Genomic DNA, 12,367 nt, shown 5'->3' with positions numbered 1-12,367 from the left:
GGTGGTCAGGGAAACGGATCTGACACCGGCGTGGCACCGGTCCAGATCGATTTGACCTGACAGAAATCCCTTATGGCGTCCGGGCCCAATTCACGCCCGTAGCCCGACAGTTTGATCCCACCAATCGGGCAGGCAGGGTCAACGCTGCGATAATGGTTGATGTAAACAGTGCCCGCCTCGATCGCTTCGGCTACCCGAGCGCCCTTGTCGGCATCGGTGGTCCAGACCCCCGCAGCCAGCCCGTAGTCGCTGTCGTTAGCCAGCGCGATGGCTTCGTCTTCGGTGGTGAAAGAGGTGACGGCCAGAACCGGGCCGAACACTTCTTCACGCCAGAGCTGCATGCCGGGCGTCACATCGTCGAAAACCGTTGGTCCGATATAGAACCCATTCCGGCCTGCAGTTGCGGCGTTGCCGTCCAGTAAGCAAATCGCACCGTCGGCTTTGGCGCGTTCGATCATTGCCGTAACCTTTCGCAGATGCGGTTCATTGGCCAGCGGTGCGACCTGAGTATCCGGGTCCATCGGATCCCCCATCTGCAATGTGCGGGCGCGGTCGATCAGGCGGGATAACAGCCTGTCCTTCAGTCCGGCCTCAACGATCAGCCGCGATCCGGCGACGCAAGTCTGGCCATTTGACAGGAAGATGCCGGACAGAATTCCGTTGACCGCATTGTCCATGTCACAATCGGCAAACACCACCTGCGGAGATTTGCCGCCCAGTTCCAGCACCGCCGGGATTACACCGGCTGAGGCAGCCTCGGCCACTTTTCGTCCGCCAAGGTCCGAACCGGTAAAGGTGACCTTGCGTGTTAGAGGGTGGCGGACCAGTGCTTCGCCGACCTCATGACCGAGTCCGGTGACAACGTTGAGCACTCCGGGCGGAAGTCCCGCCTCATGTGCCAGGCGCGCGAATTCCAAGGTTGAAGCCGAAGCCATTTCCGAGGGTTTCACAACAACCGTATTGCCAGCTGCCAGTGCCGGGGCCAGCTTCCATCCAAGGATCATCAGCGGAGAATTCCAGGGCGTGATGGCGACCACGACGCCATAGGGCTTAAAGTGGCCAACGCTATGCACACCGGGGATGGAATTGGCCTGAGGTTCGGGCCGCAGCTTGCGTGCCTCTGTCGCAAAAAATCGAAACCAGCTGTGCAACCCGGCAAACTGCCCGCGCACCTCAGTAATACGTTTGCCGTTGTCGCGAATTTCGGGTGTGACAAGGTCTTCCCACCGAGTTTCCAGCATGTCAGCTAAACGGTCCAGCATATCCGCCCGTTCTGTCGGCCCGGCTTTGGCCCATGGCCCGCTGCGGAAGGCCTGGTCGGCGTCCCGGATGGCTATGTCGGCGGTCTGTGTGCCGCCACGGGCGATCATGCTCCACACCTGACCGGTGGCGGGGTCGATACTGGGCAGGGTTTCACCATCCCAATCGACAAAGGCACCGGAAATGAACGGGGAATAAGTTTTCATTCAACGTTCCTCGGACAGCGGTTGAGCCACCAATGCCAACAGATTGCCACGGCGCACCATGCCACGATTGCCATGAGCCAGAACGTGCCCGGCTGTGGGAAATTTAAGTTCGACAGCCGAGCGTTCCGGTTCGGCGGGGAAATGCAGCGTGCCTGCCAGATCGCCTCGTTTGATCTGTTGTCCTGCGGTGCAGCGTCGGTCGAACAGTCCATCTGCGGGCGCATGGACCGAATGCAACGGGTCGGCGATTTCGACACATTGCGTCGGAACAGAGTCCGGTGCACCGCCGGGCAGGATACCTAAATGCTTCAGACAGCGTTTGAGCCCGGTTTCGGCAAGGTCCGCGGCATGCGGATCGACACCACCTCCGCCGCTGAGTTCAGCTGCGATCATTGGGACCCCAACCCGCGCGGCGGCGGCATTCACACTTCGGTTATCGTTATGTGCGCCCAGCACCCAGATCAGAGGCAACCCGAAAGCGCGGGCCAGTTCCATGTTGGAAGAGGTCAGGTCTGCGTCATCCCCCCGCGCCGCCAAGGCGCAGGGCTCGAATACAGATGCCTTGCCACCCGAGTGCAGGTCAATAGCGGCATCCACACGCGACAGCAGCATAGTTTCAACAAAATGCGCCAGCATCGCTGTCGGGCCGCCATTCGCGGTGCCAGGAAAAGCCCGGTTCAGGTTTTGCCCATCCAATGGCGACACCCGCGATGAGGTGAGAAACGCGGGGGCGTTCAAGGCCGGGATCAGGATCACCTGTCCGGTCAAGTCAGATGGGTTCAGCTGTGCCGCAAGCCGCAGGATCGCGGCAGGTCCTTCGAATTCGTCTCCATGAGTGCCGCCCAAAATTAGAACAGAAGGTCCGGGTTTGCCACGTAAGCTGATGACCGGGATCGGGTGGTATCCCAACGGTACGGCATTGTCGGACCATTTCAGCATCAGATCACCGGACTGTCGACCTGGCGCGTCCAGATCGATGGTCAGGTGAAGCCTGCTGTGTTGGGGCGAAAACGTATCGGTCATCCGGGTTCTTTTGCTGAGTCCCAGTCTTCATAACATAATTTTTTTGAAAGTGAATTGCTTAAAACACGGCTCTATGTGATATATGGTGAAAATTGCCATTGCCGCCATCTGGTGGTGCCGGAGGAATTGGATGGGCATAACCCTCGCAAAAACAGGAATAGGCAGGATTAAACCTCATATGATTGGAGGGGCGTCTGCTGACGTTCCACCGCCTGCGATTCTTTTGAACTCGAATGAAAGCGTGTTTGGTCCTAGCCCGTCTGCCCGCGCTGCCGCTTGTGCGGCAATCAGCAATGTCGAGCGCTATTTGGAAAACCCTGACGATATTCTGGCCCCGGCGATTGCCGCGCAGTACGGGTTGGATGCGGCCCGGATCACCACAGGACAGGGATCGGACGATCTGCTGGCCCGTCTGGCCCGGGCCTACCTAGGGCAAGGTACCGAGCTGATCCGCAGCGCCAATGGCTATCTCAAGGTGCCCAACTATGCTTTTGCCAACGATGCCGAGGTGGTGTCGGTCGCGGATGACGCATTCAAACCTTCAGTCGACCGGATGATCGATGCGTTGACCGAACGAACCCGGATCGTCTACCTCGCCAATCCGGAGAACCCGGCAGGCACCTATCTGAACAGCGCAGAGCTGCGCTGCCTGCATGCCGCGCTACCGGAAAACGTCCTGCTGATCGTGGACGCTGCCTATGAGGAATATGTCGATGCGGCAGATTATGAGCCCGCGCATAAGCTGGTAGAGGCTGCCAACAACGTGGTCTTGTGCCGGACATTTTCCAAGATATTCGGGCTGGCTGGTGCGCGTGTTGGTTGGATGTACGGGTCCAACGATGTGGTGGATAGTGTGCGTCGGATCGGCCTGACTTTCCCGGTGGCGTCCTCTTCGGTCGCAGCGGCTGTCGCGGCGCTGGAAGACACGGCACATACCCGTTTCGTGCGAGAGACTAATTTGAACAACCGAGCCTGGCTTAGCGCCACGCTAACGGAAATGGGTCTGCATGTTGTCCCAAGTCAGGCCAATTTCGTGCTGGTTCATTTTCCGGACCCTGTGAAATCTGCCGAAGCGGCCGATCTTTTCCTGCGCGGACAGGGGATTTCTGTGCGTCGGTTCGCCTCACCCGCCTACCGTGATTTTATTCGCATCACCATCGGTCACAGGCATGAACTGCAAGCGGCGCGGGATGGGCTTGCCGCATTTCTGGACGGAGGTGCCTGATGGTTGCGTCCCCTCTACCGACCGAATGTACGCCGCAGGTCAAGAATCCTTCAGGTGCGGCTATCATCGCTGCTTTCAAAGCGGCGGGTGTTGGCGAAATCGTGGCATTGCCGGACATCGTTACCAGTGACGGGCTGCTCTGGCCGATCTCGCGAGATCCCGAATTTCGCCTGACCCGGATCTGCAAGGAGGATGAGGGCGTCAGCATCTGCGGGGCGATGTCCTTTAACGGCACGCGCGCGATCCTGATGATGCAGCAAACGGGGCTGATGGATTCATTGAATGCGATCCGGGCCATTGGCGTCGATTATGAACTGCCGGTGGTCATGATGGTTGGCCTGCAGGGTAAAGAGCCACATATTCATCCGGACCAATCGGCCTCTTACGGGGTGCGGATTGTTCGGCCGGTGTTGAATGCGATGGAACTGTCACATTCCCTGATCGAATGGCCAGGGGACGAGGCTCATATCCCGCAGGCGATTGAAGCGGCTTATGCAACTTCGAGACCCCACATTTTCTTGATCGGCCGGGCGCCGGAGGCATCATGACCATGCACCGCGACGCAGCGCTTAAGGCTCTGATCCCTCATGTCCGCGAGGACGATATTGTTGTTGCTGTTTATCAGAGCTGTTTCGACTGGCTTGCCCTGAATCCGCGCGACCTTAATTACGTGGCCGTCGGGGCTATGGGACAGGCGTCGTCCCATGGTCTTGGTCTGGCGCTGGTCAATCCTGACAGGCGGGTCATCGTTCTAGATGGCGATGGCAGCCTGCTGATGAATCTTGGGACATTGGTGACGATTGCCAATTCAGGGGTGACGAACCTCTATCATTTTCTGTCGGCTAACCGGGTCTATGAGGTGAACGGGTCGCATCCCCTGCCTGGTGCGGATAGGGTTGATTTTGCGGCCATGGCCTGGGCTGCCGGGTATGCCAGTGTGCAGCGCTTTACCGAGCTGGATCAGTTTTCAGCTGCGGTGCCTCAGGTTCTGTCATCCACCGGCCCGCAATTCGTCTCGATGGAACTGACGGCAGGTGCCCCTTACCCTCGGGACTACGCCTATATCCACAGCGCGCAGGCGCGAGCCAGTTTTCGCGAGGCGCTTAATCGTCGCTGATCTGCGATTGCACGATCGTCAAAAAGGACTGTCCCACGGCGGACAAGGGCTTGTTCTTGGACCAGAACAGGACTGCGCGAAACGTCAGAGGCGCCGCAAAAGGCAGCGCGACACAATCGGGAATGGTTTTGAGATAATCCAGGCTTGCTCCGACAACAGAAACTCCTAGACCGCGCGCGACCAGACGGCACACTGCGTCGGTGGTGCGGGTCTCATACTGCATCTGACGTGAGATCCCTTTGGCCTCAAAAAACTGGTCAATCTCAAACCGGAAGCGTGAGGACGGCATATATGAGATAAAGCTCTTACCCGCCAGGTCCTGCGCCTGAACTATGGTTTTCTCTGCCAGAGGATGGCCGGTTGGAACGACGCAACAGACGTCGCTGTTCCGGATAACCAGGCTGTCAAAGGACGGGTTGGCGGGTTGGGTTGTCGTGATCCCGAAATCGTAATTCTGCGAAACCATCCATTCGACGGCGTCATCGCTGGGCGCGATTTCCATTCGGGCCATGGCTTTTGGCCAAGTAGCTGAAAACTCCTGAAGCAGATCCGGAGCAAGCTGAGAGGACACCCCCGGCGTGATCACCAGGTTAAGCCGCGCGTGACCGAACTTCCCAATGGCTGTGGCGGAATCCTTTATGTGCTCCATGCCGCTAACGGCCTGCCGAACCTCTTCCACCAGCAAGCGTGCTTCATCCGTGGGTACCAGGACCCGGCCCGAGCGCTGAAACAGCTGAAAACCGACTTCGGCCTCGAAATCCGAGATCAGGCGGCTGACCGCGGGTTGTGAGATGCCCAGCATCGCTGCCGCTTCGGTTACAGTTCCGGTGGAGACGACGGTTCGAAATGCATCAACCTGTTTGAACGTAATTTTCATGGGGGCTCAGTGCTTGATTGGGATATGCGGTTGGATTATTCATAGTTTCACATAATACAAGAATATGAAACGGTCCGGGTAGGTTATACGGCTCGAGGGTGTCAAATCGCGGTCTGAATTTACTGCGGGCGAGTTGATACAGTGATGAATTCGATCTCATCCGACACGATCTTGCAAAACCCGTGACGCAGCTTGGCATCAAAGCTTAGGGTATCGCCAGTTGCCATAACAAAATCCTCGGTGCCACACCTGTATATTGCGTCGCCCATTATCATGTAGAGAAAAACACAGCCTTCGTGCTGGTAACTGGGCAATGTCCCAGATTGGTCCTTTGAAATGGTAATACGGGCAGATTGAAACAGACCTCCCGGTCCGCCATGTTTACCAAGTAAAAGGTAGTTATGCACGTGGCCCTGCGTAATACGCCGGGACATGAGACCTTCGCCTGCTTTGACGTGATGTACGTCGGCCGAAACTTCCGTGTCCGCAAACAAGGCCATCAGAGGAACATTCATCGCGTCCGCCAATGCCTGTAGCGTGCCAAGAGACGGAGAGACGCTACCGTTTTCAATTCGGCTGATCATCGAGGTCGAGACCTGCGATGTTGTCGCCAGCTCAGAGAGGATCAGATTGCGTTCCTGCCTTAGCCTTTGTAAGGTTTGCCCGACTTCACGCTCGATATCTCTTTGTTTGATCACAGTTTTCAGTGCCGATACTGCTGTAGTTGCATAGAAGCTTGTTAGTCTTAGTTGTGTCAGTTTTTAGCTTTCAGTCAATTGCTCTTTGTCAGGTTATTGAAGGCCACTCAGCAGAATAGCGATACACCATTCCGAAGGTACCCGACTTGTCCCGCAGAGTTGATCCTCCGTTTCCTAACTATATAGAGCGGACAACTTCAGTTGGGGAAGGATCAGACGGCATTGCCAAGTTGATCGCATTGTTCATCTCGGATCGCGCGGACCCATGACCATACCGGCCTAGGCGGCTTGATTTTTTGCTGCAAAGTACGGGGCAAAAGGCCGGGCAGCCTTGATTGTCAATAAATTGGTCCATATATTGTGGCATCAGGAGTGATCGATATGGAATTACGTGATCTTGTAGAAGACCGATTGATCTCACCGGATCGTCTGGCCCGGCATCTTAAAACCACCAAGCGCGAGATTGGTGAGACCTTAGGCATTGCTCCGGAATCCTTGTCTCGGCGGCAGCGTGTAGCTTCCGTATCGGTCCAGACATCATTGCGTCATCTAGTTGAGATTTTGAACGCCGTTGCACCGGCTGTTGGAAGCTCGCTTATGGCCTATGCCTGGTATCGATCCGAGCCCATTGTGGGGTTTGGCGGGCGTACGCCTGAGGAAATCGTCAAGGATGGAGAGAACACGGCGTTGAAGTCCCATATTCTGCGGCGTTTAGAAGGTGGTTACGCTTGAAGCATGCCATCCGGGTGCAGCGTACTGTCATCCGTGCCGCCAAACCGCGCTGGTCGTACCTGCCGACATCAGGGGAGGGGGCTGCGCGACGCGGTGGGCGGTTCAACCCGATCGGTGAACCCGCGCTATATACGTCGCTTTCCCATGAAACAGCCGCGCGCGAGGTGCGTTTCAGCCTGAATCAAGAACCCTATACATTTTATTTTCTGGCGGTTGATTGCCTTCATATCGTTGATCTGACCAGCCGGGATGCCAGACATGCATTGGGTATTTCCTGGGAGGATCTCGCCAATGACAACTGGGAGTCCGAGATGCACAGGGAATTGATCCCTTCAACTCATGATGTTGCGGAAAGCCTGAAAGGCGAAGGCTACGCAGGTGTTCTGGTGAACAGTTTCGCATCGGGGGCCACGCCTGATGACATCAATCTGGTTCTTTGGGATTGGGACGCGGTTGATCATTTGCCGTCAAGCAGACCAAATGTGGTGATGGTCCTACACCGGGATGATCTACCGAACAGTGATGTATCCTGGCAATAACCCCCTGATTTCGAAAAATTCTTCATCGCAAAGCGGATGTTGGCTTTCGAAGATGGGGCTTTGTCTCTACATCAATTTCGAGCGTCGCTAAGCCTCATAGAATGAATTTGCCGGGAAAAAGTCCGGCTAAGAATCTTCGAATAAGTTCAGCTGAGCGTCGACGCGAAAAAACTTGCATATCGGTAAGATAGTTTACCCACATACCTTCCAATAGGGCCAGCGTTCCGCTGGTGGCATCATTCACCAAGTTCGGATCATGCCCGTTTTTCCGGGCTATCTCCGTGAACGCATGCCGCAAAGTCTCGACAAGTTTGGGATCCTGAGTGCTGCTGTAACGGGCAATGCCTGGGTGTGAGCTCGCGATGCCGCGGAATGCATGCCAGATTTTTGTACTTCGTGGATTCAATAAAGCTTCAGACAGATCAGCCTCAATCACGGCCATCACTCGGTCTTCGGGCGATGCATCCGAGCCCAGATCGGTCAATCTGTCCATCTCGGCATAATATTCGGTACTGAAATGCTGGGCCGCTGCGGTCAGCAAATTGTCCTTCCCCCCGAAATGCAAATGGATCATTCCGCGCGACAGACCTGAGCGCTCGCAGATGCGACTGACCGAGGTATCTGTAACTCCGATATCAGCAATCGTGTCCAAAGTCGCCTTGATCAAAAGCTGCCTATTGGCCTCTGGATCGCGCTTCGAGCTACGCTTTCTCCCTTTTGGATCTTTCACTCTATTCAATGATTCCATCAGCTTAGGGTCTTCTCATATGGGTGGCTCACAGGAAGATTGACACGAAAGGCCTTTCTGGCGCAACATTAAATGGACGATCGTCCATTAGAGACTCGTAAGTACCGAGATGGGAGATAGGGTGATTTTTCGTAGCGAAGCGTCCCGGGGTTATACCCTCAGCGCACCAGCCACGGCATACGTGGGCTTTCTGGTGGCGGCGCCTTTGGTGATACTGATCGCCTATTCGTTCTGGACCCAAACCTACGTAACGCTCGACAAGACACCGACGCTGAAAAACTATAGCGACGCATTTGCCGATCCGCTGGTTCGACACTTAATGCTAAGGTCGATCTGTATTGCCGGAGCAGTTACGGTAGTCACTGTCGCACTGGCCTATCCCATCGCGTACTTCATCGCGATGAAGGCCCGGAAAAAGACTATCTGGCTTCTGCTCATCACCATTCCGTTCTGGTCCAGCTATCTGCTGCGCGTATTTGCCTGGAAACTCATCCTTGGGTTCAACGGGGTGATGAATTCTGCACTGATGATGCTTGGTCTGATCGACGAACCGCTCGACTTCCTGCTGTACAACGAATTCGCTGTCGTGCTGACGCTTGCTCATGCCTGGGCACCTTTTGCGATCCTGCCGATCTATGTCTCGTTGCAGAAGATCGATCCAAGTCTGTTGGAGGCCGCCACAGACCTCGGCAATAGTCCTTTGCAACGCTTCATGCGGGTGACGCTGCCGCTGACGATCCCGGGGATCATTGCGGCTTGCCTGATCATCTTCATTCCGACTGTCGGCGACTACGTGACCCCAGCGCTGGTCGGCGGATCGGACGGGAAGATGATTGCCAATCTTATTCAGGTGCAGTTCGGGGCCGCCAACAACTGGCCTCTCGGCGCCACACTTTCGCTGATCGCGATGCTGTCGGTAGGCTTCGTCGCCATCGTGTTTGTCATTACCGCCACCCAGCTTGGGAGGAGGATCAGATGAAGCGCCCCCCCTCGACCCTGACAGCCTACGCTTTCCTGTATTTGGTTTTTCTGTACCTGCCGGTTCTTTTTCTGCCGTTGTTTTCGTTCAACAGCGGTACAATCGTTGCCTTTCCGATCAAGGGCTGGACGCTGGACTGGTATCGGAAGCTGGGCGAACAGGATACGTTGATCCAGGCCCTTTGGAATTCGCTGGGTGTCGGCACGGTCGTCGCAATTCTATCTACCGCTATGGGGCTTTTTGCTGCTCGTGCCTTTGTTCGCTATCGTTTTCGGGGTCAGCGCGCCGCTGAAGGTCTGGTAATGCTGCCTTTGGTTATTCCTGGCATTATAGTGGCTTCGTCAATGCTGGTTCTGTTTCTGTTTCTCGGTCTCAAACCATCTCTGCTGACAGTTGTTCTGGGCCATACGTTCCTCGCCTTGCCGTTTTCCGTTTCGATCCTGAAGTCTGCCTTTGATGACTTCGACGCGTCGCTGGAAGAGGCATCTTACGATCTGGGCGTCGGCGTGTTCGAAACCTTCCGCCGCGTGACGCTGCCGGTCGTTTCCCCCGGTATCGTAGCCAGCATGCTGGTCACTTTTACGGTCAGCTTCGATGAGTTCGTCCTGGCCTTTTTCCTGTCCGGAAACCAGCCAACCCTGCCGGTCTATATCTGGAGCCAGATCCGCTTCCCCGCCAAGCTTCCAAACGTTTTGGCCTTGGGCTCTATCCTGCTGCTCACCTCGGTTCTGCTTCTGGTGCTGGCCGAGTATTTCCGCCGCCGCTCATCCGCATCAGAGGTCCGATGACAGTCAACAACATCATAGAACTCAGGGGCGTCGAAAAGCGCTATGGCACATTCCTGGCTGCGAGCGGGATCAACCTCGATCTCAAAGAGGGCGAGTTTTTCTCACTCCTCGGCCCCTCGGGATGCGGCAAGACCACGGTATTGCGGATGATCGCGGGCTTTCAGGAACCGACCAAGGGCACCGTGCTGATCGACGGTCAGGATATGGAAGGTGTGCCTGCGAACAACCGTCCAACGAACATGGTCTTTCAGAGCTACGCCATCTTCCCGCACCTGAACGTCGGGAACAACGTGGCCTATGGATTACGGGGAAAGGCCCCTAAGACTGAGATCGACCAGCGCGTGGCCGAAGCCCTGGAAATGGTCGAGCTGGGCGGTCTTCAGGATCGCGGCGCAAGTGAGTTGTCGGGTGGGCAGCGGCAAAGGGTGGCGCTCGCCCGGGCGTTGATCATGCGACCCAAGGTGTTGTTGCTGGACGAGCCCTTGTCAGCACTCGACAAGAAGCTGCGCGAACAGATGCAGTTTGAAATGCGTAATCTGCAGCAATCGCTTGGCATCACCTTTGTGATGGTCACCCACGACCAATATGAGGCGATGACCATGTCCGATCGTATTGGCGTGATGTTCAATGGACGGCTCAAGCAGGTGGACACACCAACCACGCTTTACGCCCGTCCTTGTGATCAGCAAGTGGCCAGTTTCATCGGTGAGATGAACATACTGCCTGCCCAGTTATTGGGTGAAACCGGCAATATGTTGTCTATCGATGCAGCCGCCTTCGGGCGGATTGAGATTGAGAGAAATCCCAACGTTGCGACCAGCTCTAAAGACATGAATATCGGTATTCGCCCGGAACAATTGGAAATCGCTGCTCAAAGGCCCGAAGACTACCCATCAACGGTTCAGGGCACTGTCAGCAACGTCGCTTTTTATGGCGAGAACATTCACTACCACATTCAGGTTGCGGGAGCTGAGAAACCAATCTCGGTCTCAGTTCCAAATTATTTTCACACGGTCGATTTCAAACGCGGCGACGCAGTTTGGCTGGGGCTTCAGGGGGCAAGCGTGATCGATCTAGGTACAGACACAAAGTAAAATAGTGGGAGGATAAAATGAGACTACAGGGAATTGCGGCCTTCGCATGTGCGACGGCAATAGGCACGGGAAGTGCCATAGCAGGTGGCGCTGATCTAACGGTTTTTGACTGGTCGGGATATGAAGACCCCGGGTTCTTTGCCAGCTACATGGAAAAATACGGGAACGAGGCGCCAAGCTATTCCTATTTCGGAAGTCAGGAGGAAGCCTTTACGAAACTGAGTTCGGGTTTCACGGCTGATCTGGCGCATCCTTGTTCTGACGCGGTCCGGAAATGGGTCGCAGCCGACCTGATCCAGCCGCTGGATGAAAGCAAACTGACCAACTGGGCCGATGTACTGCCCGAGATCAAGGAAGTCGACGCCATCGTCCTAGACGGCAAGCTTTACATGTTGCCGTTCGAGTGGGGGAACACGGGCCTCATCTATCGCACCGACAAAATCTCAGGCGACGATATCTCGCTGCAAATGCTGGCGGACCCGGCCTATGCAGGCAAGATCGCCGTCCCGGATGCCGCGTCATCTGCATACGCCTTGGCCGCGCTGGCCACTGGAAACGCCGACGATTATACCAATCTGAGCGACGAGCAGTTCAAGGAAGCATCTGATTTCCTGCGCTCGATCCACCCGAACATGCGCTTTTACTGGTCCGATGCGGGTCAATTTGATCAGGCCATGACCAGCGGTGAGATCGAATTGGGTTGGGCCTGGAACCAGTCAGAACTGAACCTGATCTGGAACGAAGTGCCTGCCGCCATGATGCGTGATGTCGATAAGGGCATCGCGACTTGGGCGTGCGGTTACGTGCATCTGAAGTCTTCCACGACTCCGGTAGATCAGGTCTATGATCTGTTGAACGCTCTCACTGACCCTGCCAGCGGTCAGTACATCATCGACAACTGGGGCTACCCACATTCCAACGCAAAAGCGTTCGAAGTTGCCGATCAGGCCAACATCGAAGCCTATGGTTTTGCTGACCCTAAAAGCTTCTTCGAAGGCAGTTTGTTCTTTGATGCGGTGAATCCCGAGCTTGAGGCGAAAATGCTGGCAGAATTTGAACGGATCAAAGCCGGCTTCTAACA

14 protein-coding genes are annotated in these 12,367 nt (G+C 55.8%); 9 read left to right on the top strand and 5 right to left on the bottom strand.

Going from position 1 to position 12,367, the window contains the following annotated elements; genetic code table 11:
* Positions 1–5 precede the first annotated feature (5 nt).
* Complete coding sequence (locus AC2FIO_RS17070) at positions 6–1,466, bottom strand: aldehyde dehydrogenase (RefSeq protein WP_496699136.1); 1,461 nt, start codon at positions 1,464–1,466, stop codon at positions 6–8.
* Positions 1,467–2,489, bottom strand: a complete 1,023-nt coding sequence (locus AC2FIO_RS17065) for a succinylglutamate desuccinylase/aspartoacylase family protein (protein WP_496699134.1) — start codon at positions 2,487–2,489, stop codon at positions 1,467–1,469. It abuts the gene before it with no gap.
* A gap of 178 nt (positions 2,490–2,667) precedes the next feature.
* On the opposite strand from AC2FIO_RS17065, the gene AC2FIO_RS17060 reads away from it, so the two are divergent.
* From AC2FIO_RS17060 to AC2FIO_RS17050, 3 genes are read left to right on the top strand one after another with little or no spacing between them, the layout of a single operon-like run.
* Positions 2,668–3,714: a pyridoxal phosphate-dependent aminotransferase gene (locus tag AC2FIO_RS17060; protein ID WP_496699132.1), complete on the top strand. Its 1,047-nt coding sequence runs from the start codon at positions 2,668–2,670 to the stop codon at positions 3,712–3,714.
* Positions 3,714–4,262: a decarboxylase gene (locus tag AC2FIO_RS17055; RefSeq protein WP_496699130.1), complete on the top strand. Its 549-nt coding sequence runs from the start codon at positions 3,714–3,716 to the stop codon at positions 4,260–4,262. The genes AC2FIO_RS17060 and AC2FIO_RS17055 overlap by 1 nt, the downstream gene beginning before the upstream one ends.
* Positions 4,259–4,831 carry a thiamine pyrophosphate-dependent enzyme gene (locus tag AC2FIO_RS17050; protein WP_496699128.1) on the top strand — a complete coding sequence of 191 codons (573 nt, stop codon included), beginning with the start codon at positions 4,259–4,261 and terminating at the stop codon, positions 4,829–4,831. Before AC2FIO_RS17055 ends, AC2FIO_RS17050 begins: the two co-directional genes overlap by 4 nt.
* On the opposite strand, the gene AC2FIO_RS17045 is transcribed toward AC2FIO_RS17050, so the two are convergent.
* A complete protein-coding gene (locus AC2FIO_RS17045) occupies positions 4,818–5,708 on the bottom strand; it encodes a LysR substrate-binding domain-containing protein (protein ID WP_496699126.1) in 891 nt (296 codons plus the stop codon). The two genes, AC2FIO_RS17050 and AC2FIO_RS17045, sit on opposite strands and share 14 nt — an antisense overlap.
* A gap of 119 nt (positions 5,709–5,827) precedes the next feature.
* On the bottom strand, positions 5,828–6,406 hold the full coding sequence (locus AC2FIO_RS17040; protein WP_282154130.1) for a helix-turn-helix domain-containing protein: 579 nt from the start codon (positions 6,404–6,406) through the stop codon (positions 5,828–5,830).
* Positions 6,407–6,787: 381 nt separating this feature from the next.
* On the opposite strand from AC2FIO_RS17040, the gene AC2FIO_RS17035 reads away from it, so the two are divergent.
* Positions 6,788–7,138: a hypothetical protein gene (locus AC2FIO_RS17035; RefSeq protein ID WP_282170348.1), complete on the top strand. Its 351-nt coding sequence runs from the start codon at positions 6,788–6,790 to the stop codon at positions 7,136–7,138.
* Entirely contained in the window at positions 7,135–7,677 is a 543-nt protein-coding gene (locus AC2FIO_RS17030) for an RES family NAD+ phosphorylase (RefSeq protein ID WP_496699123.1), read from the top strand. Before AC2FIO_RS17035 ends, AC2FIO_RS17030 begins: the two co-directional genes overlap by 4 nt.
* A gap of 94 nt (positions 7,678–7,771) precedes the next feature.
* Here AC2FIO_RS17030 and AC2FIO_RS17025 read toward each other — a convergent pair whose 3' ends face one another.
* Positions 7,772–8,425, bottom strand: a complete 654-nt coding sequence (locus AC2FIO_RS17025; protein WP_282170350.1) for a TetR family transcriptional regulator C-terminal domain-containing protein — start codon at positions 8,423–8,425, stop codon at positions 7,772–7,774.
* Positions 8,426–8,534: 109 nt separating this feature from the next.
* Here AC2FIO_RS17025 and AC2FIO_RS17020 point away from each other — a divergent pair, with 109 nt between their 5' ends.
* From AC2FIO_RS17020 to AC2FIO_RS17005, 4 genes are read left to right on the top strand one after another with little or no spacing between them, the layout of a single operon-like run.
* Positions 8,535–9,404: an ABC transporter permease gene (locus AC2FIO_RS17020; RefSeq protein WP_432653528.1), complete on the top strand. Its 870-nt coding sequence runs from the start codon at positions 8,535–8,537 to the stop codon at positions 9,402–9,404.
* Positions 9,401–10,192, top strand: a complete 792-nt coding sequence (locus AC2FIO_RS17015) for an ABC transporter permease (protein WP_496699120.1) — start codon at positions 9,401–9,403, stop codon at positions 10,190–10,192. Before AC2FIO_RS17020 ends, AC2FIO_RS17015 begins: the two co-directional genes overlap by 4 nt.
* The gene (locus AC2FIO_RS17010; RefSeq protein ID WP_496699118.1) at positions 10,189–11,286 is read left to right on the top strand and encodes an ABC transporter ATP-binding protein; all 1,098 of its coding nucleotides are present in this window, start codon (positions 10,189–10,191) and stop codon (positions 11,284–11,286) included. Before AC2FIO_RS17015 ends, AC2FIO_RS17010 begins: the two co-directional genes overlap by 4 nt.
* Positions 11,287–11,303: 17 nt before the next feature.
* Positions 11,304–12,365, top strand: coding sequence for an ABC transporter substrate-binding protein (locus AC2FIO_RS17005; RefSeq protein ID WP_282153236.1), 1,062 nt, complete (start codon positions 11,304–11,306; stop codon positions 12,363–12,365).
* Positions 12,366–12,367: the final 2 nt, after the last annotated feature.

It is taken from the genome of Ruegeria sp. CDSB086, assembly GCF_059611065.1.
Note: the sequence above shows the minus strand (reverse complement) of the source record. Positions and strands in the feature narration are given on the sequence as shown.

Coding starts and splice junctions, on each gene's coding strand:
- AC2FIO_RS17070 (WP_496699136.1), bottom strand. CDS start 1,466: ATGAAAACTTATTCCCCGTTCATTTCCGGTGCCTTTGTCGATTGGGAT.
- AC2FIO_RS17065 (WP_496699134.1), bottom strand. CDS start 2,489: ATGACCGATACGTTTTCGCCCCAACACAGCAGGCTTCACCTGACCATC.
- AC2FIO_RS17060 (WP_496699132.1), top strand. CDS start 2,668: ATGATTGGAGGGGCGTCTGCTGACGTTCCACCGCCTGCGATTCTTTTG.
- AC2FIO_RS17055 (WP_496699130.1), top strand. CDS start 3,714: ATGGTTGCGTCCCCTCTACCGACCGAATGTACGCCGCAGGTCAAGAAT.
- AC2FIO_RS17050 (WP_496699128.1), top strand. CDS start 4,259: ATGACCATGCACCGCGACGCAGCGCTTAAGGCTCTGATCCCTCATGTC.
- AC2FIO_RS17045 (WP_496699126.1), bottom strand. CDS start 5,708: ATGAAAATTACGTTCAAACAGGTTGATGCATTTCGAACCGTCGTCTCC.
- AC2FIO_RS17035 (WP_282170348.1), top strand. CDS start 6,788: ATGGAATTACGTGATCTTGTAGAAGACCGATTGATCTCACCGGATCGT.
- AC2FIO_RS17025 (WP_282170350.1), bottom strand. CDS start 8,425: ATGGAATCATTGAATAGAGTGAAAGATCCAAAAGGGAGAAAGCGTAGC.
- AC2FIO_RS17020 (WP_432653528.1), top strand. CDS start 8,535: ATGGGAGATAGGGTGATTTTTCGTAGCGAAGCGTCCCGGGGTTATACC.
- AC2FIO_RS17015 (WP_496699120.1), top strand. CDS start 9,401: ATGAAGCGCCCCCCCTCGACCCTGACAGCCTACGCTTTCCTGTATTTG.
- AC2FIO_RS17010 (WP_496699118.1), top strand. CDS start 10,189: ATGACAGTCAACAACATCATAGAACTCAGGGGCGTCGAAAAGCGCTAT.
- AC2FIO_RS17005 (WP_282153236.1), top strand. CDS start 11,304: ATGAGACTACAGGGAATTGCGGCCTTCGCATGTGCGACGGCAATAGGC.